Source organism: Massilia sp. Mn16-1_5, from assembly GCF_004798585.1.
Classification (GTDB): domain Bacteria; phylum Pseudomonadota; class Gammaproteobacteria; order Burkholderiales; family Burkholderiaceae_D; genus Telluria.
Genome location: NZ_PPXQ01000010.1, coordinates 234,966 through 254,888 on the forward strand (window position 1 = coordinate 234,966; position 19,923 = coordinate 254,888).

A 19,923-nucleotide genomic window follows, 5' to 3' on the forward strand; every position below is an offset into this window, starting at 1 on the left:
GAGCAATGACAAAAGACGCGAAAAACCTGATCGTCGGCCTCGACATCGGCACCTCGAAGGTGGTGGCGGTCGTGGCCGAGGTGATGTCCGACGGACGCCACGAGGTCATCGGCCTCGGTCAGCACGAGTCGAAAGGATTGAAGAAGGGCGTCGTGGTCAATATCGAGGCCACGGTCGAATCGATCCAGCGCGCGCTCGAAGAGGCCGAGCTGATGGCCGACTGCAAGATCCGCAATGTCTACGCCGGCATCGCCGGCAGCCATATCCGCTCCTTCAACTCGAGCGGCATGGTGGCGATCAAGGACAAGGAAGTCACGCCGACCGACGTCGCGCGCGTGATCGAGACGGCCAAGGCGGTCAACATCCCGACCGACCAGCAGCTGCTGCATACGGTGCCGCAGGAATTCATCGTCGACAACCAGGAAGACGTGCGCGAGCCGATCGGCATGAGCGGCATCCGCCTGGAAGTGCGCGTGCACATCGTGACCGGCGCGGTGTCGGCGGTGCAGAACATCGTCAAGTGCGTGCGCCGCTGCGGCCTGGAAGTGTCGGACCTGATCCTGCAGCCGATGGCCTCGGCCGACGCGGTGCTGACCAACGACGAGAAGGAACTCGGCGTGGTCATCATCGACATCGGCGGCGGCACCACCGACATCGCCGTCTTCAGCGACGGCGCGATCCGCCATACCGCCGTGATCCCGATCGCCGGCGACCAGATCACCAGCGACATCGCGATGGCGCTGCGTACGCCGACCGGCGAGGCCGAGGAAATCAAGCTGCGCTACGGCGTGGCCAAGCAGGTGCTGGCCGATCCGGGCGAGACGCTGGAAGTGCCGGGCCTGGGCGACCGCGGTCCGCGCGCGCTGTCGCGCCAGGCGCTGGCCGCCGTCATCGAGCCGCGCGTGGAAGAGCTGTTCGCGATGGTGCACCAGGTGGTGCGCGAGTCCGGCTACGAGGGCGTGCTCTCGTCGGGCGTCGTGCTCACCGGGGGCACCTCGATGATGCCCGGGATGATCGAGATGGCCGAAGACATGTTCCTGAAGCCGACGCGCCTCGGCACGCCGGACTACCGCGGCCAGCTCGCGGACGTGGTGCGCAGCCCGCGCTACGCGACGGTATTGGGTCTGTTGTTGGAAGCGAAAAAACAGTATTTGCGGGGCTATACCGTGACGCGACAGGATAGCTCGGTAAAGGCGGTGTGGCAGCGCATGAAGGAATGGTTCTTGGGGAATTTCTGAGCAGTAACGAGCGTGACAAAGAAGCGTCTTTGATTCGATACAAAACACATATTTTTTATAATACTTAGCAGTATCCATGCGCTAGGCCTGATACCCTTATGAGGTTTGGTGCATGGATATGGCACTTTGAAAATTAGGAGTCTCATCATGGAGTTCGATATGGTCGATAACGCAGCACTGGGAACGGTGATCAAGGTCGTCGGCGTGGGTGGTGCAGGCGGTAACGCCGTGCAGCACATGATCAACAAAGGTGTCTCGGGTGTCGAGTTCATCGCCGCCAATACCGATGCCCAGGCGCTTGCCGTCTCGAGCGCGAACAACATCATCCAGATCGGCGAGTCCGGCCTGGGCGCCGGCATGCGTCCGGAAGTCGGCCGCCAGCTGGCCGAGCAGACCCGCTCGCGCATCGAAGATTCGCTGCGCGGCGCGCACATGGTCTTCATCGCTGCCGGCATGGGCGGCGGCACCGGTACCGGCGCCGCGCCGATCGTGGCCGAAGTGGCCAAGACCATGGGCGCACTGACGGTGGCCGTGGTCTCGAAGCCGTTCTCCTACGAAGGCCAGAAGTGCATGGACGTGGCCGAAGCCGGCCTGGAAGAGCTGTCGAAGCATGTCGACTCGCTGATCATCATCCTCAACGAAAAGCTGGAAGAGATCTACGAAGACGAATCGATGCTGGACTGGATGAAGCATGCCGACGACGTGCTGAACAACGCCGTTGCCGGTATCGCCGAGATCATCAACGTGCCGGGCCACATCAACGTCGACTTCAACGACGTGAAGACCATCATGAGCGAGCAGGGCAAGGCCATGATGGGCACCGCCACCGCTTCGGGCGTGGACCGCGCGCGCATCGCCGCCGAGCAGGCCGTCGCTTCGCCGCTGCTGGACGGTATCGACCTGTCGGGCGCCAAGGGCGTGCTGGTCAACGTGACCGCATCGCGTGGCCTGAAGGGTAAGGAGATCAAGGAAGTCATGGCCGCCGTGCGCGCCTTCGCCGCACCGGATGCGTCGATCGCACAAGGCATCGCCTACGACGACGCGATGGGCGACGAGATCCGCGTGACCGTGGTCGCGACCGGCCTGGGCAAAGCCAAGAAGATGCAGCTGGTGCAACCGCAGCCGCAGCAAGTGCTGCGCACCGGTACCTACAACGCGCCGATGATGGGCGGCGCCTTGCCGACTGGCGGCGTGACCATGGGCCACGCATCGACCGGTGGCGACGCGGGCATGAAGCAGCCGGCCGTGTGGCGCCGCGAGCAGGCATCGGAGCAGGTGCAGGCGATGCAGCGCAACGGGGTCGAGACCTACGACATTCCGGCCTTCCTGCGCAAGCAAGCCGACTAAGCTTTTATAAAGCTCAATCGAAAACCGGGATCGGAGCTTGCGCTCCGGTCCCGGTTTTTTTTTGTAGGGTGGGCGCCCCGTGCCCACCAAAATTACGCGGATCGTTGGCTGCTCAACCTGTCGGTGGGCACGGGGCGCCCACCCTACGACTTACATCCCCGGCGGCGGCACTTCGGGAATCTGGGTATGCAGGCTGACGTTCAGCATATTCCACCCCCTGATCGCCGCGATCGCATAGCCCAGCTGAACAATCTCGTCCTCGCTGAAGTGTTCGCGCACTTCAGCGAAGTCGGCATCCGTCGGCGTCGTGCGGGGAATTGCGTTCACGGCTTCGGCCCAGCGCAAGGCCGCCTTTTCGCGCGCGCTGAAGAAGGGCGCTTCGCGCCAGCCGGCCACCGCGTTCAGGTGGCGCAGGTCCATCTCCTGCTTGATGAGGTCGCGCCAGTGCATGTCGATGCACAGGCCGCAGCCGTTGATCTGCGAGACGCGCAGGTTGAGCAGTTCGACGAGGCGCGGACCGAGCGAGCTTTCCTTGGCGCTGCCGGAGAGGGCGATCATGGCCTGGCGGCTGGCCCGGGCGTGGGCGAAGAGGTTGATGCGTGCGTGCGACATGATGTGTCCTTTCAGGTGATGAGGGGCGCACTGTGCGTCCCCGATACCATCAAGACGCTGCGGCCTTCAGGCCTGTGACAGCTCCCGCGGTAGACCGAGCAATTTGTCGGGATTGCGGATCACGAAGGCGGCCACGATGCGGCCCTCGTCGACGATGAAGGCGTGGGCCGACTCCAGCTTGCCCTCGACATAGCGCAGCAATCCCGGCTCGCCGTTGACGCGGGCCTGGCGGTAGGCGACGCGCCCCGGGAAGGCGTGTTCGAGCGACCAGTACACGCCCGCGACGCGGCCGGCGCCGTGCAGCACGCGCAGGAAGGACTTGGCCTTGCCGCCGCCGTCGGACACCAGGCTGACCTCGTCGGCCATGAGTGCCTTCATCGCGGTGCGGTCGCCGCTGGCTGCGGCCTGCATGAAACGGCCGAGCAGGGCGCGATGGGTCTCGGGTTCAACGGCAAAGCGCGGCTGCTCTGCGCGCACCCGTTCCTGCGCGCGGTGTACCAGCTGGCGGCAGGCCGCCTGGGTCTTGTCGAGCATGGCGGCGATGTCGGCGTAGTCCTGGTCGAACACCTGGCGCAACAGGAAGGCGGCGCGCTCTTCCGGCGCCAGGCGCTCCAGAACCCACATGAAGGCGACCGAGACGTCGCTCGACAGTTCGGCCAGGGTTTCCGGCGTGCGTTCGTCGAGCTCGACCAGGGGCTCGGGCAGCCACCAGCCGATATAGGCTTCGCGCTCGGCCTTGCGGCTGCGCAGGCGGTCGATCGCCAGGCGCGTCGCGATCGTGACCAGCCAGGCCTCGGGCGTCTGCACGCTGTCGTGCGCACTGGCGTGCCAGCGCAGCCAGGCATCCTGGACCACGTCGTCGGCATCGGCGCGGGTGCCGAGCATGCGGTAGGCGATCGCGAACAGGCGCGGGCGCACGGCGGCGAAGCTGGCCTCGCTGTCGTGCGGGATGGAATGGGTCATGGCGGCTCCTCGGAGTACAGGGTAACGCCGACAAGACGTGCCTGTCATCGCTCCTGTGACAGGAGCGATGTTACCGGGCCGCCGCCGCTTCAGCGGCAGCTGACGTGGCGCAGCAGCAGGCGTTCGATCGCGTTCAGCAGGCCATAGGTCGGCGCGAAGTCGGCGAACAGGGGGGCGTTGTCCGGCGCCGGGCCGCGCGTCCTGGCGCGGATCTGGTCGAAGATTTCGCCGAAGCTGCGCATGCCGTCGATCAGGCCCAGCACCTGGCCGCTGTAGCGGCCGGCGTCGACCGCCGCGCTCATGCCGAGGTGCGGGTGGCGCAGCAGGGTCGGCTGGCCGTTCTTCGGCGCGAACATCTGTTCCAGGCCGCGCGGGTCGAGCGGCTCGTGGAAATAGAAGGGGATGTAATCGGCGTCGCCGTAGGGCGCCTTCGACTGCGGGCCGCGAGTCAGGTACATGTTGTGGCGCGTGATGTCGCCCATCAGCAGTTCCGACATCGCGTGGCGCGCCCGTTCGCTCATCGCCGGCAGCCGCGCGCGCAGGCGCTGCGCCTCCAGTCCCAGCGTCAGTTCGGGCAGGTAGGGGTAGCGGCCGCGCCCGATATCCGACAGTTCGATCGTGAAGCCGTGCGTGTCGCCGAGCCAGGCGTGGATCTCTTCGATCGTGTAGGCGCGGTCCTGGCTGTGCAGCAGCGAATCGAAGATGCCGGCGTCGGTGTCATTGTCGTTGTATAGGTCGCCCGCGCGGCGATACCAGTTCCCGGCCGGCATGGCCTGCAGTACTTCCTTGGCCTGGGCGATCTTCTCGGCTTCGGCGCAGCCCTGGTTGGACAGGCGCAGCAGCTGCTGCATGTGATAGATGCCGGTGCGGCCGATGGCGCCGTAGACCATCAGGGCGATCGCGCCATGCGGGGCCAGCACGCTTGTCAAGGCGCGCAGGCCGGCGTCCGGATCGGCCAGGTGGTGCAGCACGCCGCAGCAGTTGATGTAGTCGAAGCGGCCCAGGTCCAGCTGGGGGATGTTCAGGATCGAATCCTGGACCCAGCGGATGTTGCCCAGCTTGCGGATCCGGGCGCGCTGCTGCGCCAGCTCGATACTGGCCGCGCTGAGGTCGAGGTGCACGATTTCGGCGTTCGTCGCGCGCAGCTGCTCGGCCAGGAAGATCGTCGCGTCGCCCGTGCCGCCGCCCGCCACCAGCACGCGAAAGCCATCCTTGAAGGTCTGCTTGCCGGCGAAGCAGTAGTGGTTGATCATCGGCAGGTCTTCCAGCCAGGTGCGCTGCAGGCGTTTGTGTTCGTCGAGCGGATTGACAGGCGGGTAGGGCAGGTGTTCGTACTGTGCCTTCACATCAGGAAGGTAGTTTTCGTGAGTCATCTGGAAGCGGGGCAATGAGGTGCCCGCCATCTTGCAAGCAAACCAGCAATAAAGCAAGATCGGGCAGGGCACCAGCAGGAATGCTGCATTTCCGGCATACTTGAGGTTTTGGCACCATCACATCAAGGAATCCCATGACCATCAAGATTGGCGAGCGCCTGCCGGAAGGCACCCTGGCTGAATTCATCGAGACCGAAACCGAAGGCTGCTCCCTCGGCCCGAACACCTTCCAGGTCGCCGACCTCGTGAAGGGCAAGAAGATCGCCATTTTCGGCCTGCCGGGCGCCTTCACGCCGACCTGCTCGGCCAAGCACGTGCCGGGCTACGTCCAGAACGCGGATGCGCTGCGCGCCAAGGGCGTGGACGAGATCTGGTGCATCTCGGTCAACGACGCCTTCGTGATGGGCGCCTGGGGCCGCGACCAGAAGTCGACCGGCATCGTACGCATGATGGCCGACGGTAACGCCGCCTTCACCAAGGCCCTGGGCCTGGACGCCGACTTCTCGAAGCACGGCATGGGCACGCGCTCGCAGCGCTACTCGATGCTGGTCGAAGACGGCGTGGTGAAGCAGCTGAATGTGGAGCAGGGCGGCTTCGACGTCTCGAGCGCCGAAACCATGCTGACCCAGCTGGGCTGATCCTTTCGCCTTCGTATGACCCGACGGCGCTGCGGCGCCGTTTTTATTCTGAGCCAATGCACACCGATGCAACGATCAAATTGAGCGGCAACCTGCGCAGCATCTATGCGATGCTGATCGCCGTGTTCATGTTTTCGCTGATGGACACCTGCATGAAGCTGCTCGCCGCCCACTACCCGGCGATGCAGGTGGCGGCGCTGCGCTCCTTGTCCTCGCTGCCGCTGGTGTGCGCCTACGTCGCCTGGCGCGGCGGCTTCGCGACCATGCTGCGCGTGCGCTGGTCGCTGCAGCTGCTGCGCGCCGGCGTCGGCATCGCGATGCTGGCCCTGTTCGCCTACGGGCTGAAGCAGCTCTCGCTGGCCGAGGCCTACTCGATCTTCTTCATCGCCCCGGCCCTGATCACGGCGCTGTCGGTATTCGTACTGAAGGAAAAAGTGAACCTGGCGCGCTGGATCGCGATCGCCGTCGGGCTGGGCGGCGTGCTGGTGGTACTGCGTCCCGAGGGCGGCGGCTTCCTGACCCTGGGCGGGCTGGCGATCCTGGCCTCGGCCGTCTGCTATGCCATCTCCGCCATCGGCGCGCGGGTGCTGGCGCGGACCGACAGCAGCGAGCAGATCATGTTCTGGCTGATGCTGATGATGGCCATTGGCGCCACTGTGCTGGCGCTGCCGACTTGGGTGCAGGTCGATGCCGCCCATGTCTGGCTCTTGTGCGCGCTGGCCGTGAGCGGCTTTTTCGGCCAGCTGGCTATCACCGAGGCCTTCAGCCACGGCGAAGCCTCGGTGGTGGCACCCTTCGAGTATTCGGCCCTGGCCTGGGGCGTGGCGATCGACTGGCTGCTGTGGCAGGCGCTGCCCGACGGCTATACGCTGGTCGGCGCGGCGATCATCATCGGCAGCGGCATGTACCTGATTCGGCACGAAAAGGTGCATTCGGAAGCGGAACACCCTTAGGTTTGTTGCCCATTCGCATCGCTTAACTCATCCGTTGCCGTGCTGCAAGGGCCGAGTCCGGCAGCGATTTGCAAGCGCAGATATAATCGGCGCATGCTCAAACAACGAACCATCAAAGAACTGGTGCGCACGACCGGCGTCGGGCTGCACTCGGGCCGCAAGGTCGAACTGACGCTGCGTCCCGCCGCGCCCGATACCGGCATCGTGTTCCGCCGCGTCGACCTCGATCCGGTGGTCGAGTTCCCGTCGAGCGCCGACGTCGTGGGCGATACGCGCATGGCCTCGGTGCTGATCAAGAACGACGCGCGCGTGTCCACCGTCGAACACCTGATGTCGGCCTGCGCCGGCCTCGGCATCGACAACCTCTACATCGAGGTGACGGCCGAGGAAATCCCGATCATGGACGGCTCCGCGTCCTCCTTCGTGTTCCTGCTGCAGCAGGCCGGCGTGCAGGACCAGCCCGCACCCAAGAAATTTATCCGCGTCCTGAAGGAAGTCGAAGTGCGCCAGGGCACGGGCAATAATGAAAAATGGGCGAAACTGAAACCGCACGACGGCTTCAAGCTCGATTTCTTCATCGAATTTAATCACCCGGCGGTGGACGGCACGATGCAGAACGCCTCGGTCGACTTCGCCCAGGTGTCCTATGTGCACGACGTGGCGCGCGCCCGTACCTTCGGCTTCATGCAAGACGTGGAAAGCCTGCGCGGCATGGGCCTGGCACGTGGCGGTTCGCTGGAAAACGCGATCGTGATGGACGAATACCGCATCCTGAATGCGGACGGCTTGCGCTACGACGACGAGTTCGTGCGCCACAAGATCCTCGACGCCATCGGCGACCTGTACCTGGTGGGGCATCCTCTGCTGGCGGCCTACGAAGCGCATAAATCGGGGCATGCGCTGAACAACGACCTGTTGCGCGCTTTATTGGCGCGGCCGGATGCGTACGAGATCGTGTCCTTCGATGCGGTGGAAGGTGCGCCGGCGTCGTACGTAAAACAGATGCAGCAGGAGTGGGCGCAGACGTAATCATGGTCGGAGTACATGGCGCCAATTTGCATGCGCCGTAACGCGGGCATGCCCGCCCTACGGTGCACTACCGTCTGTAGCAAGTTCATGGAACCGTTGCGTAACGTAGGGCGGGCATGCCCGCGCGTTCAACAGTTGATTATCCGCTGCGCCTTTTCGCCGCCAACCTTTTGACCGCCGCCACCAGCGCCGCATTCTGCGGCGTATCCGGCAAACTCTCCCCCAGCTCCTCGAACGCCTCCACCGCGGTGGACGGCAACTCCAGCACCCGCGGCTCCGGCCGCTGCGGCATCGCCCGCGTCACCTGCACCTTCAAACGCGTCGAATTCACCTGCCAGCCGCGCGCCAGCAGGGTGGCTTGCAGCTTCGGCAACTGCTGCTTCAGGCGCGCCGCCACTGCCGAACTCGGCACGGCCAGGGTCAGCACGCCTTCCTGGAAGGACAGCACGTCGCAATTGTTCGCAATCGCAGGCAGGGCCAGGCCGACGTCACGCTGCAGGTCGGCCATGCGCATCGCGGCCGGCATCAGGCTGGCCATGCGGTCGTTCTTCCGCAGGAAATCCGTCACCTCGAAGGAAGTGGTTCGGTTGCGGGTGCCGTAGATGTGCATGGGAGGAGAAGTGAGTGAGCTACAGGGGCGCAACATACCATAAGCGGCCCACCGGTGTGGCAATCCACGATTTTCAAGGTAAATTGGCAACATTCTTTCGTGCACGACACTTGTTATCCTGCCTATCATCCCCAAGTGTGGCCGCATCGCATGATAAAATCACTCGCTTTTTGCCTCCGTCGGTCTGAGGTCGGTATCTTTTTGATATCATCCCTGGCTCTTTTTGCGGCGTCTTTTTAAGAAACTTAGCATGTCATTACTGACCCAGATTTTCGGTAGCCGTAACCAGCGGCTGCTCAAGCAATATCAAAAAACCGTGCGTCAGATCAACGCGCTCGAGCCGCAGATGGAAGCGCTGTCGGACGCCGATCTCCAGGCCAAGACCCCCGAATTCAAGGACCGTGTCGCCAAGGGCGAGACGCTCGACGCCATCCTGCCGGAAGCCTTCGCCGTCTGCCGCGAAGCCGCCAAGCGCGTCCTCAAGATGCGCCACTTCGACGTACAGATGATCGGCGGCATGGTTATCCACCAGGGCAAGATCGCCGAGATGGGTACCGGTGAAGGCAAGACCCTGATGGCAACCCTGCCGGTCTACCTGAACGCACTGTCCGGCAAGGGCGTGCACGTCATTACCGTCAACGATTACCTGGCGCAGCGCGATGCCGACCAGATGGGCCGCCTGTACGGCTGGCTCGGCCTCAGCACCGGCGTGAACCTGTCGCAGATGGATCACGACAGCAAGCAGCGCGCTTACGGTTCCGACATCACCTATGGTACGAACAACGAATTCGGTTTCGACTACCTGCGCGACAACATGGTCTACGAGGCGCGCGAGCGCGTGCAGCGCGGCCTGAACTTCGCCGTGGTCGACGAGGTCGACTCGATCCTGATCGACGAAGCGCGTACGCCTTTGATCATTTCGGGCCAGGCCGAGAACCATACCGACCTGTACCACCGCATGAACGAAGTGCCGCCGCAGCTGACCCTGCAGATCGGCGAAGAAACCCCGGACGGCAAGGGCCAGATCGAAGTCCCGGGCGACTACACCAAGGACGAAAAGGCGCACACGGTCCTGCTGACCGAAGCCGGCCACGAAAAGGCCGAGGCCATTCTCACCAGGATGGGCCTGCTGCCGGAAGGCGCCTCGCTCTACGACGCGGCCAACATCACGCTGATCCACCACCTGTACGCGGCGCTGCGCGCGCATGTCCTGTACAGCAAGGACACCCATTATGTGGTGCAGAACAACGAAGTCGTGATCGTCGACGAATTCACCGGCCGCCTGATGACGGGCCGCCGCTGGTCGGACGGCCTGCACCAGGCCGTGGAAGCCAAGGAAGGCGTGCGCATCCAGAACGAGAACCAGACCCTGGCCTCGATCACCTTCCAGAACTACTTCCGCATGTACACCAAGCTGTCCGGCATGACCGGTACGGCCGATACCGAAGCCTACGAGTTCCAGGAAATCTACGGCCTGGAAACCGTCGTCATCCCGCCGAACAAGCCGTCGCAGCGCAAGGACCGCCAGGACCAGGTGTACAAGTCCGCGCAGGAAAAGTACAACGCGATGCTCATCGACATCAAGGATTGCTACGAGCGCGGCCAGCCGGTCCTCGTCGGCACCACCTCGATCGAGAACTCGGAACTGCTGTCGGGCATCCTGAATGGCGCCAAGCTGCCGCACAACGTGCTGAACGCAAAGCAGCACGCCCGTGAAGCGGAAATCATCGCCCAGGCGGGCCGTCCGAAGATGATCACCATCGCGACCAACATGGCCGGCCGCGGTACCGACATCGTCCTCGGCGGTAACGTCGAGAAGCAGATCCAGATCATCGAAGCCAACGCCGAACTGTCGGAAGCGGACAAGGCGGCGCAATCGGCGCAGCTGCGCAACGAATGGCAATCGCTGCACGACCACGTCGTGAACGCCGGCGGCCTGCACATCATCGGTACCGAGCGTCACGAATCGCGCCGCGTCGACAACCAGCTGCGTGGCCGTTCGGGCCGCCAGGGCGACCCGGGCTCCTCGCGCTTCTACCTGTGCCTGGACGACACCCTGCTGCGCATCTTCGCCGGCGACCGCGTGCGCGCCATCATGGAGCGCCTGAAAATGCCGGAAGGCGAGCCGATCGAGGCGGGCATCGTGACCCGCTCCATCGAGACCGCCCAGCGCAAGGTCGAGGCCCGCAACTTCGACATCCGCAAGCAGTTGCTGGAGTATGACGACGTCGCCAACGACCAGCGCAAGGTGATCTACACCCAGCGTAACGAACTGCTGGAAGCGGCCGACATCTCGGAACTGATCGCCTCGCTGCGCACCGGCGTGTTCACCGACGTCGTGCGCGAGCACGTGCCGGCCGAATCGGTCGAAGAGCAGTGGGACATCAAGTCGCTGCAGTCGGTGCTGGCCGCCGAATGGGCACTCGACGTGCCGCTCGAGCAGATGCTGGTCGACGATCCGAACCTGAACGACGACGACATCCTGGAAAAGGTGCTGGCCGCGGCCGACGCCTCGTACAACAGCAAGGTCGCCATCGTCGGCAAGGAGTCCTTCGGCGGCTTCGAGCGCAACGTCATGCTGCAAAGCGTGGACACCCACTGGCGCGAACACCTGTCGGCGCTGGACCACCTGCGCCAGGGCATCCACCTGCGCGGCTACGCGCAGAAGAACCCGAAGCAGGAATACAAGCGCGAAGCCTTCGAGCTGTTCGGCAGCATGCTGGACCAGATCAAGAACGAAGTGATCCGCACCGTGATGACGGTCCGCATCCAGTCGCGCGAAGAAGTCGAGGCGGCGGAAGCGGCCATGGCGGCGCAGGCGGCGCACCTGGAAAACATCAACTACCAGCACGCCGACTTCAACCCGTCGGCCGCGCCGGAAGAGCTGCTGGCCCCGGTCGCCAATCCGGGCACCACCCCGATGGCAGCCGAGGACCACAGCACCTACATGGGCATGAAGGTCGGCCGCAACGATCCATGCCCTTGCGGCAGCGGCAAGAAGTTCAAGCAGTGCCACGGCAAGCTGGCGTAAGCCGGTTGCTGTAAAGAGAAAGGCGTCCCGTGGGACGCCTTTTTTGTTGGCCGGACCGGCGGTCATGCCGCCGGCCGGTCCGCCATCACCAGGCCATCTTGTTCCAGGTGTTGTCGCCGACGATGCCGTCCACGCCGAGCCCCTTCGACGACTGGAAGCTGCGCACCGCCGTATTGGTACCCGACCCGAAGATCCCATCCACCACCAGCCCGTAACCGCTCTCGTTCAGCTGGCTCTGCACCGCACGCACCTTGGCGCCCGAGTCGCCCTGCTGGGTGACGATGGTCAGCGCGGGCCAGGTGGCGTTGCCGACGATGCCGTCGGCGCCCAGGCCGCGCGAGGACTGGAAGTTCTTCACGGCGTTCTGGGTCGCCGTGTCGAAGCTGCCGTTCACGGTCAGCGAGTATCCCCATTGCTGCAGCAGGTACTGGATGGTGCGCACGCGCTCGCCCGTATTACCGTACTGGACCAGCGGCCAGCTCAGACTCGCATCGCTGCCGCCGCCACCGCTGGTGCCGCCCGCGACCAGGGTTTTATAGCGCGGCCAGTCCCAGCCCGAACCCGGATCGGTGTGGCTCTGGCTGGCGTAGTTGACGTGGCCCTTGACGTTGTACAGCGAGTCCGAGGGCACCGCGTTCCAGCCGCCGCTGCCGTCGAACACCTTCTGCGACAGGCCGCGCGAGGCGAGGATGTCGCGCGTCAGGGCCGCCGAGGCGTTGTACATGGCGCTGGTGTACCAGGTGGCTGGGGCGTTGATGTAGCCCTCGTGCTCGATGCCGATCGTGTAGCCGTTCGAATTGCCGACGTGCCAGGCCTTGTCCGCCTCGCGCACCATCTGCGTGACCTGGCCGTCCGAGGAGCGGATCACGTAGTGGGCGCTGACGCCGGCCTGGCAGTTCTGGAACCAGGAGATCGAGCCGGCGTAGGAACCTTGCGTAGTGTGAATGGTGACGTGGCTGATGGAGGCTGTGCGCGCCGAGTAGTTGCAGCTGGCCGCCGGGTTCCAGATCGCGGGCGGATAATCGGTCGATGCGCGCGCCGGCAGGGCCTGCAGGCCGAGCGCGGCCAAAAGTAGGGATGCAAGCGTGCCTGCCAGCAGGCCGTTCATGTTCTTCTTCATGTGTGATCTCCGGAGGCGTTATTTGGAAGGTGCATCGACGAAGTCGGGCGCCGAGATCTTCGGATCGGGCACGCCGGTCTCGATCGTGATGCGGCGTGCGGACAGCTTTTTCAGCTTCTCCTTGCCGTAGACCTTTTCCATTTCCACATGGCGCTGCTTGATCTTGTAGTCGGCGCTCTCGCGGCCCTGGCGGATCGCGGTCAGGATTTCGTAGGTGTAGATCTGCGCGACTTCCGGCTGCGGAATGCCGGAATAACGGGCCACGGCGCCTTCCCAGTCCTCGAGCGGGAAGTTCTTCGTCTTGCGCGCGCCGTATTGGGCGAGCAGGGCGGCGGCCGCGCGGATATTGCTGCGCACGTCGGTGATCACCACGTCCGGCGAAACGCGGATCAGGGCGGCTCCTTGCGTCAGCGAGGTGCCGAAATAGGTGTCGTTGCGCAAGCCCATGATGCCGTAGCTGGGCGGCATGCCGTGGTGCGGGTCGGGATCGATCTCGATCTGCGGCTCGCCGTTCTTTTTGAGCTGGCCTTTCGGCACGTGCGAGACCCAGCGGGTTTCGGCATAGGCGATCGATTCGAGCAGTTCGACGGGCACGTCGAACTCTTTCGAGGCTTCCTGGAAGTATTGCTTGTAGAGCTTGGCGGATGCCGTCAACTGGCGCGCCTGGCCGTCGGCGAACGCGGCCGGCGCGGCTGCAAGTCCGGCACCTAGCGCAGCGCACAGCGCGGCCAGCAGCCGTGCTTTCATGGTGAACTTCATTTTCCGTCTCCTGATTGTTGTTTCTGCTTATGTAAACCCGTGCGAGCACACGGGCACGCACCTGGTGACGGCCTGAAGCGGACCGCACCGGGCCCGATCGAGTATAGGGACGTTGCTCTCGCGCACGATTGCGCTGACGTATTTTGTTAACTCGTCATTTGTGCAGTTGACAAGTTCGACGGAATGGTGCTGCGGGAGGAGGGGGGAAGACCGGTGCCGCCCTGCGACGGCACCGGCCGGGAGACGCTCAGGGGCGGACGCTGCCCGCGTCGCGCGACAGGGTGTAGGTCGCGCGGTGCTCGACGGGCTTGCCGTCTTGCAAGGCAGGGATGAAGCGGCACTTTGCGAACGCGGCCATCACGGCGCGATCGTAGTCGCGCAAGCCGCTCGACTGGGCCAGTTTCATATCGCGCAGTGCGCCGTCCGGACCGACGACGTAGTCCAGCGTCAGCGCGAGCGCACTGTCCTCGGCCACGACTTCAGCCGGGTAGTCAGGCAGCGTGCACGAGTCGGCAATCCGGCGCGACTGCATGAAACTGGCCGCATTCGCCGGCACGGGGGCCTTCGGCGGCTTCGGCAGCTCGACCTGCTTGCCGTTGACGCGCAGGACACCTTTGCTGAACTCGATGGTGGAGACCAGCGCATCGTCTTCCAGGCGCGCATAGCCGTTGGCGAGCATCTTGCCGACGATGGCGTCGGTGGCCGACGCGGCGAGGGCGGCGGCATCCTGCGGTTGGGCTTGCGGCTGGGCCTTGGCCGCGGCCGCCATCTGCTGGCGCACGACCACCGTGGCGACTTCACGCACCAGGGCCAGCGGAACCTTGACGGTGAAGCGCGCATCGATGCGCTTGGCCAGGGTCTCGAGGTCGGCGCGGTCGGCGCCCGGCCCGAAGCTGACGCGCCCGCGCAGCAAGGCCCGGTGTCCGTGGTAGCCGACGCTCATTTCGTCGATCACCAGCGCGGTCTTGTTCTTCGCGGCGCCGCGCATCAGCTGCTTGAAGAAGGGCATCATGACGTTCAGGTTGTCGCTCGCCGCCACCTTCTGTGCGCTCATCTTCTTTTCGGCCGCGCGCATCGCCACCATGGCCGCCTTCTCGATGTTCAGGAAGCGCGTGTTCATCTTGAAGTTGTCGATGCGTTCGCCCGCGATCTCGATGGCCTTGATCCCGAAGCCGTAGTGCATGTCGACCGTGCGCGGACGTTCGTCGACGCGGCCGTCGATCCACAGCTCGCGCATCAGGAGGGACATGTTGCTGGTCTTGTGCTCGAACTGCATGCTGGCGAGATCGCCGCGCAGCGTGCCGTACCACACATCGCCGCCGCCGCGGCGCTGCTTGCCCGAGAGCGAGCCGTCGCGCAACGTCACGCGGGCCTCCTTGTCCTCGAAAGAGAGCGAGGGCCAGCTGCCGCGGTAGTCGACGGACTTGGCGGCATTGTCGACCCGGAAGTCGATCGGGAAGGCGTCCCACACGAGCGTATTGCCGGCGGCCGTGGTGGTGTGCAGCGGGGCCAGCAGGAAGCGATAGCTGGTCTTGCCCTGCTCGCTGCCGCGTTTTTCGACCGACCACGGACGCTCATTGCCGAAGGCGTCGGCCAGCAGCTTCGCGGTCTCGGGCGTATGCTGGAAATCGACCAGCCGGTCGAAGTTGCGCGTGAGGTCGGCGCCGGCGACCATCGCATTCTGCATCTCGTGTGCGGCTGCGGTGAAGGCCTGCACGCCCAGGGGCGGTGCGGGACGGGGCCGTTTCGGCGCGTCGTCGGCGGCGCAGGCGAAGGACGCCAGCAGCAGGGATGCCGCGATTGCGCGGCGCATCAAGGCAAGTTTCACGGTAGACCTTCTAGTTATCAAGTTTCTAATTATCAATGATGCTCGATAGAAAGTCACCCATCTGTTTCGACAGGTCTTCATGCCTATGAGAAAGCTGAAACCAGCCGCGGCATGCGTCCTGCGCCCGTCTCCGCCCGTGCGCAGTACAATATCGGATTCGAAATCTTTCCATTGAGACCACCATGGCCGTGAATTCCCCTCTGCCCGTCGCCGCCGACCTGAAACCGGTTGCCGGCATCGACATCGGTTTTGCCCAAGCCGGCATCAAGAAGCCCAACCGCAAGGATGTGCTGGTGATGCGGCTGGCCGAAGGCGCGACCGTTTCCGGCGTGTTCACCCTGAACCGCTTCTGCGCGGCGCCGGTCCAGGTCAGCAAGGCGAACCTGGCGGCCGTGCAAAGCGGCGGCAAGCCGATCCGTGCGCTGGTCGTCAACACCGGCAATGCGAACGCCGGTACCGGCGAGCCGGGCCTGGCCAACGCCCAGGCCACCTGCGCCGAAGTGGCGAAGCTGCTCGGCTGCGATGCGCAGCAGGTACTGCCGTTCTCGACCGGCGTGATCCTGGAGCCGCTGCCGATCGCGAAGATCGTCGCCAGCCTGCCGCAAGCCGTGGCCAACCTCACCGCCGACAACTGGTTCAACGCCGCCGAAGCGATCATGACCACCGATACCCAGCCGAAGGCGGCCTCGCGTACGGTCACCATCGGCGGCCACCAGGTCACCATGACCGGCATCAGCAAGGGCGCCGGCATGATCAAGCCGAACATGGCGACCATGCTGGGTTACCTGGCCTTCGACGCGAAAGTGGCGCAGCCGGTGCTGGACGAGCTGGTAAAGTACGCAGCCGACCGCTCCTTCAACAGCATCACCATCGACGGCGACACCTCGACCAACGATTCCTTCATGCTGATCGCCACCGGCGCCGGCAGCCTGGTCGTCAACGAAGCGGCGGGCGCGGACTATGAAGCGCTGCGCGACGCGGTGACCGATATTTCGCGCAACCTGGCGCAGCAGATCATCCGCGATGGCGAAGGCGCGACCAAGTTCATCACCATCACGGTGGAGCAGGGCCGTTCGCTGGAAGAGTGCCGCAAGATCGCCTACGCGATCGCCCACTCGCCGCTGGTGAAGACCGCCTTCTTTGCTTCGGACCCGAACCTGGGCCGCATCCTGGCCGCCGTCGGCTACGCCGGCGTCGACGACCTGGACGTGACCAAGCTCGACCTCTACCTGGACGACGTCTGGGTGGCCAAGGCCGGCGGCCGCAACCCGGACTACCAGGAAGCGGACGGCCAGCGCGTGATGAAGCAGGCCGAAATCACCGTGCGCGTGACCCTGGCGCGCGGCGAGGCCAGCGCCACCGTCTGGACCTGCGACCTGTCGCACGACTACGTCAGCATCAACGCCGACTACCGTTCGTAAGGCTGTATGACGCCGCTCGAACAGTTCCTGCACCGTGCCGAAGCCGTCCTGGCGCGGGTCGAGGCGGTGCTGCCGCCGGCGCCGCGCGAGTCGGATTTCAAGCAAGCGTTCGCCTTCCGCTGGCGCCGGCGTCCGGGCAGCACGGGCGGCGGCTGGCTGCAGCCGGTGCGGCATGCGTCGACCATTGGCTTCGACGATTTGCAGCACGTCGAGCTGCAAAAGCGCGCGATCGAGCAGAACACGCGCCAGTTCGTGGCGCGCCGGCCGGCCAACAACGTGCTGCTCACCGGTGCGCGCGGCACCGGCAAGTCCTCGCTGATCAAGGCTTGCCTGAACGGCTTTGCCGAGCAGGGCCTGCGCCTGATCGAGGTCGACAAGGCGGATCTGGCCGACCTGCCCGACATCGTCGACCTGGTCGCGAGCCGGCCTGAGCGCTTCGTCATCTTCTGCGACGACCTCTCGTTCGAGGAAGGGGAAGCCGGCTACAAGGCATTGAAGGTGGCGCTGGACGGCAGCGTTGCCACCCAGTCGGACAACGTCCTGATCTACGCCACCTCGAACCGGCGCCACCTGATGCCCGAGAAAATGTCGGACAACACGGGCTACCGGCACGCCGACGACGGCGAGCTGCATCCGGGCGAGGCGGTCGAAGAAAAGATCTCGCTGTCGGAACGGTTCGGGGTGTGGCTGTCCTTCTATCCGTTCAAGCAGGACGATTATCTGGGCATCGTGGCGCACTGGCTTGCCAGTTTTGGTTGCACGCCGGAGCAGATCGAGATGGCACGCGGCGAGGCGCTGCAGTGGGCGCTTGGACGCGGCTCGCGCTCGGGCCGCGTCGCCTGGCAGTTCGCCAAAGACTACGCCGGGAAACTCGCCATGTAGGGTGGGCATTCATGCCCACGCGGTGCGGCGTGTGCAAATCGAAATGACGTTTCGACATCGTCATCGTGCCATACGGCGTGGGCATGAATGCCCACCCTACGAGACCCATTCGCTACGGTTATCTCGCCCCTCATTTTTGTAACGCCTGTTGCAACGCTGCCCATGCCTTAAGCATCAGCCTGGCGTACAATATCGGATTTTCCGGACGGACCAGCAATGCAGCACACGACAGCCCGCCCGATCGATGTGGCGGTCGGCATCCTGATGCGCCCGAACGGCGACGTGCTGCTCGGCCAGCGCCCCGACGGTAAACCCTATGCGGGCTACTGGGAATTCCCGGGCGGTAAAGTCGAGGCGGGCGAGGACATCTTCCACGCCCTGCAGCGCGAATTCGTCGAGGAACTGGGCGTGCACATCGTCAGCGCCGAGCCCTGGTGCTGCGTCGAACACGTCTACGCGCACGCCCATGTGCGGCTCCATTTTTATATCAGCCGCGACTGGCGCGGCGAACCGCAAAGCCTGGAAGGCCAGGCCTTTGCGTGGCAAGGGACAGTCGGCCTTACCCCGCTGCTGCCCGCAACCATCCCCCTGCTGGCGTGGCTCGATCAGCTGCGCTATGCCGGGTAAGAAAAGCAGTCAACCAATCTGTTGAAGGACTCCTTGTGAAAATCATCGTCTTGGGTAGTGGTGTCATCGGCACCACCACGGCGTATTACCTGGCCCAGGCCGGGCACGACGTCACGGTCGTCGACCGCCAGCCGGCCGCCGGCATGGAAACGAGTTATGGCAACGCCGGCGAAATCTCGCCCGGCTACGCGTCCCCGTGGGCCGGTCCCGGCGTGCCGGCGAAAGCCGTCAAGTGGCTGATGATGCAGCACAGCCCGCTGGTCGTGCGGCCGCAGCTCGATCCGAACCAGTGGCGCTGGATGATCTCGATGCTGGCCAACTGCAATCACAAGAGCTATGCCATCAACAAGGGCCGCATGGTGCGCCTGGCCGAGTACAGCCGCGACGTACTGGTCCAATTGCGCCGCGACACCGGCATCGCCTACGACGAGCGCAGCCAGGGCACCCTGCAGCTGTTCCGCACCCAGAAGCAGCTCGATGGCGCCGCGACCGACATCGCCGTCCTCGAGCAGTACGGCGTGCCCTATAAAGTGCTGGATCCGGCCGGCTGCGAAGCCTACGAGCCGGCGCTGAAAAACGTGCGCGGCAAGTTCGTCGGCGGCCTGCTGCTGCCGAACGACGAGACCGGCGACTGCTTCAAGTTCACCCAGAAGCTGGCCGAGATGGCGAAAGCGCTGGGCGTGAAATTCCGCCACGGCGTCGAGATCAAGCGCCTGGCCGTCGAAGGCGACAGGGTCACCGGCGTGGTCACTTCGCAGGGCGAACTGAAGGCCGATTCCTTCGTGCTGGCGCTGGGCAGCTATTCGCCCTTCGTGCTGAAGCAGATCGGCATCCACATCCCGGTGTATCCGGTGAAGGGCTATTCGATCACCGTGCCGATCACGGACGCCGCCGGCGCGCCGGAATCGACCGTGATGGACGAGACCTTCAAGGTCGCCATCACGCGCCTCGGCGACCGCATTCGCGTCGGCGGCACGGCCGAACTGGCCGGCTACGACCTGCGCCTGCACCAGGCGCGCCGCGACACGCTGGAACACTCGGTCACCGACCTGTTCCCGCGCGGCGGCGACGTGTCGAAGGCCGAGTTCTGGTGTGGCCTGCGTCCGATGACGCCGGACGGCACGCCCGTTGTCGGCCCGACGCCGTACCGCAACCTGTTCCTGAACACGGGACACGGCACCCTGGGCTGGACCATGGCCTGCGGCTCGGGCCGCGTGCTGGCCGACATGGTCTCGGGCCGCCAGCCGGAGATTGGCCTGGAAGGCCTGTTCATGGACCGTTATGGCCGTCGCAACAAGCCGGTGTTGGTGCCGGGCGGGATTACGGTCACGGCATAAGGCACCGCGGTTCGTAGGGTGGGCTCTCTGTATAGCACAGACACATAGGTAACAGGTGTCTAGACACATAGGTGACACTGCCGGGTTAGATTCTAGCTGGTTCTAAGGTTGATTTGGGTGACCTCGCGGTCGCAGAAAAACACTTGGAAGAGCCC

At 64.6% G+C, this 19,923-nt stretch carries 17 protein-coding genes; 10 read left to right on the forward strand and 7 right to left on the reverse strand.

All coding sequences use genetic code 11. The features are described 5' to 3' along the window. Positions 1–5 precede the first annotated feature (5 nt). Positions 6–1,238 (forward strand): cell division protein FtsA, encoded by a 1,233-nt coding sequence (gene ftsA / locus C2862_RS14280; RefSeq protein WP_136220792.1) that lies wholly within the window; start codon positions 6–8, stop codon positions 1,236–1,238. A 147-nt stretch (positions 1,239–1,385) separates the two neighbouring features. Further along, on the forward strand, positions 1,386–2,585 hold the full coding sequence (ftsZ, locus tag C2862_RS14285) for a cell division protein FtsZ (RefSeq protein WP_136220793.1): 1,200 nt from the start codon (positions 1,386–1,388) through the stop codon (positions 2,583–2,585). A gap of 150 nt (positions 2,586–2,735) precedes the next feature. Here ftsZ and C2862_RS14290 read toward each other — a convergent pair whose 3' ends face one another. The 3 genes from C2862_RS14290 to C2862_RS14300 form a co-directional block, all read right to left on the reverse strand. Further along, positions 2,736–3,197 (reverse strand): carboxymuconolactone decarboxylase family protein, encoded by a 462-nt coding sequence (locus tag C2862_RS14290; protein ID WP_136220794.1) that lies wholly within the window; start codon positions 3,195–3,197, stop codon positions 2,736–2,738. Positions 3,198–3,263: 66 nt separating this feature from the next. Beyond that, positions 3,264–4,160, reverse strand: coding sequence for an RNA polymerase sigma factor SigJ (gene sigJ, locus C2862_RS14295; protein WP_136220795.1), 897 nt, complete (start codon positions 4,158–4,160; stop codon positions 3,264–3,266). Between the two features lie 89 nt (positions 4,161–4,249). Further along, positions 4,250–5,506, reverse strand: a complete 1,257-nt coding sequence (locus C2862_RS14300; protein WP_229467429.1) for a bifunctional 2-polyprenyl-6-hydroxyphenol methylase/3-demethylubiquinol 3-O-methyltransferase UbiG — start codon at positions 5,504–5,506, stop codon at positions 4,250–4,252. 161 nt (positions 5,507–5,667) lie between these two features. Here C2862_RS14300 and C2862_RS14305 point away from each other — a divergent pair, with 161 nt between their 5' ends. The 3 genes from C2862_RS14305 (at position 5,668) to lpxC (ending at position 8,153) form a co-directional block, all read left to right on the forward strand. Further along, positions 5,668–6,171: a peroxiredoxin gene (locus C2862_RS14305; RefSeq protein WP_136220797.1), complete on the forward strand. Its 504-nt coding sequence runs from the start codon at positions 5,668–5,670 to the stop codon at positions 6,169–6,171. A 110-nt stretch (positions 6,172–6,281) separates the two neighbouring features. Next, entirely contained in the window at positions 6,282–7,124 is an 843-nt protein-coding gene (locus tag C2862_RS14310) for a DMT family transporter (RefSeq protein ID WP_136220825.1), read from the forward strand. Positions 7,125–7,217: 93 nt separating this feature from the next. Next, positions 7,218–8,153, forward strand: coding sequence for a UDP-3-O-acyl-N-acetylglucosamine deacetylase (gene lpxC / locus C2862_RS14315; protein WP_136220798.1), 936 nt, complete (start codon positions 7,218–7,220; stop codon positions 8,151–8,153). 139 nt (positions 8,154–8,292) lie between these two features. Here the strand turns inward: lpxC and C2862_RS14320 are convergent, their stop codons facing one another. After that, on the reverse strand, positions 8,293–8,691 hold the full coding sequence (locus tag C2862_RS14320) for a DciA family protein (protein ID WP_229467430.1): 399 nt from the start codon (positions 8,689–8,691) through the stop codon (positions 8,293–8,295). Positions 8,692–9,013: 322 nt separating this feature from the next. Here C2862_RS14320 and secA point away from each other — a divergent pair, with 322 nt between their 5' ends. Then, on the forward strand, positions 9,014–11,794 hold the full coding sequence (gene secA, locus C2862_RS14325) for a preprotein translocase subunit SecA (protein ID WP_136220800.1): 2,781 nt from the start codon (positions 9,014–9,016) through the stop codon (positions 11,792–11,794). A gap of 85 nt (positions 11,795–11,879) precedes the next feature. On the opposite strand, the gene C2862_RS14330 is transcribed toward secA, so the two are convergent. The 3 genes from C2862_RS14330 to C2862_RS14340 all read right to left on the reverse strand — a co-directional run bounded on the left by C2862_RS14330 (position 11,880) and on the right by C2862_RS14340 (position 15,501). Beyond that, positions 11,880–12,914 carry a peptidoglycan-binding protein gene (locus C2862_RS14330; protein ID WP_136220801.1) on the reverse strand — a complete coding sequence of 345 codons (1,035 nt, stop codon included), beginning with the start codon at positions 12,912–12,914 and terminating at the stop codon, positions 11,880–11,882. An 18-nt stretch (positions 12,915–12,932) separates the two neighbouring features. After that, the gene (locus tag C2862_RS14335) at positions 12,933–13,673 is read right to left on the reverse strand and encodes a hypothetical protein (protein WP_136220802.1); all 741 of its coding nucleotides are present in this window, start codon (positions 13,671–13,673) and stop codon (positions 12,933–12,935) included. Positions 13,674–13,920: 247 nt separating this feature from the next. Beyond that, entirely contained in the window at positions 13,921–15,501 is a 1,581-nt protein-coding gene (locus tag C2862_RS14340) for a DUF945 family protein (RefSeq protein ID WP_168710065.1), read from the reverse strand. Positions 15,502–15,683: 182 nt separating this feature from the next. Between C2862_RS14340 and argJ the strand changes: the two genes are divergently transcribed. The 4 genes from argJ to C2862_RS14360 all read left to right on the forward strand — a co-directional run bounded on the left by argJ (position 15,684) and on the right by C2862_RS14360 (position 19,768). Beyond that, complete coding sequence (gene argJ / locus C2862_RS14345) at positions 15,684–16,922, forward strand: bifunctional glutamate N-acetyltransferase/amino-acid acetyltransferase ArgJ (RefSeq protein WP_136220804.1); 1,239 nt, start codon at positions 15,684–15,686, stop codon at positions 16,920–16,922. 6 nt (positions 16,923–16,928) lie between these two features. Beyond that, complete coding sequence (locus tag C2862_RS14350; protein WP_136220805.1) at positions 16,929–17,804, forward strand: ATP-binding protein; 876 nt, start codon at positions 16,929–16,931, stop codon at positions 17,802–17,804. Between the two features lie 216 nt (positions 17,805–18,020). Beyond that, a complete protein-coding gene (locus tag C2862_RS14355) occupies positions 18,021–18,431 on the forward strand; it encodes an NUDIX domain-containing protein (RefSeq protein ID WP_136220806.1) in 411 nt (136 codons plus the stop codon). A gap of 35 nt (positions 18,432–18,466) precedes the next feature. Next, complete coding sequence (locus C2862_RS14360; protein WP_136220807.1) at positions 18,467–19,768, forward strand: D-amino acid dehydrogenase; 1,302 nt, start codon at positions 18,467–18,469, stop codon at positions 19,766–19,768. Positions 19,769–19,923: the final 155 nt, after the last annotated feature.

What these genes read in the sequence shown, in the direction of transcription:
- ftsA (WP_136220792.1), top strand. Translation starts at nt 6, where the DNA reads ATGACAAAAGACGCGAAAAACCTGATCGTCGGCCTCGACATCGGCACC.
- ftsZ (WP_136220793.1), top strand. Translation starts at nt 1,386, where the DNA reads ATGGAGTTCGATATGGTCGATAACGCAGCACTGGGAACGGTGATCAAG.
- C2862_RS14290 (WP_136220794.1), bottom strand. Translation starts at nt 3,197, where the DNA reads ATGTCGCACGCACGCATCAACCTCTTCGCCCACGCCCGGGCCAGCCGC.
- sigJ (WP_136220795.1), bottom strand. Translation starts at nt 4,160, where the DNA reads ATGACCCATTCCATCCCGCACGACAGCGAGGCCAGCTTCGCCGCCGTG.
- C2862_RS14305 (WP_136220797.1), top strand. Translation starts at nt 5,668, where the DNA reads ATGACCATCAAGATTGGCGAGCGCCTGCCGGAAGGCACCCTGGCTGAA.
- C2862_RS14310 (WP_136220825.1), top strand. Translation starts at nt 6,282, where the DNA reads ATGCTGATCGCCGTGTTCATGTTTTCGCTGATGGACACCTGCATGAAG.
- lpxC (WP_136220798.1), top strand. Translation starts at nt 7,218, where the DNA reads ATGCTCAAACAACGAACCATCAAAGAACTGGTGCGCACGACCGGCGTC.
- C2862_RS14320 (WP_229467430.1), bottom strand. Translation starts at nt 8,691, where the DNA reads ATGGCCAGCCTGATGCCGGCCGCGATGCGCATGGCCGACCTGCAGCGT.
- secA (WP_136220800.1), top strand. Translation starts at nt 9,014, where the DNA reads ATGTCATTACTGACCCAGATTTTCGGTAGCCGTAACCAGCGGCTGCTC.
- C2862_RS14330 (WP_136220801.1), bottom strand. Translation starts at nt 12,914, where the DNA reads ATGAAGAAGAACATGAACGGCCTGCTGGCAGGCACGCTTGCATCCCTA.
- C2862_RS14335 (WP_136220802.1), bottom strand. Translation starts at nt 13,673, where the DNA reads ATGAAGTTCACCATGAAAGCACGGCTGCTGGCCGCGCTGTGCGCTGCG.
- argJ (WP_136220804.1), top strand. Translation starts at nt 15,684, where the DNA reads ATGGCCGTGAATTCCCCTCTGCCCGTCGCCGCCGACCTGAAACCGGTT.
- C2862_RS14350 (WP_136220805.1), top strand. Translation starts at nt 16,929, where the DNA reads ATGACGCCGCTCGAACAGTTCCTGCACCGTGCCGAAGCCGTCCTGGCG.
- C2862_RS14355 (WP_136220806.1), top strand. Translation starts at nt 18,021, where the DNA reads ATGCAGCACACGACAGCCCGCCCGATCGATGTGGCGGTCGGCATCCTG.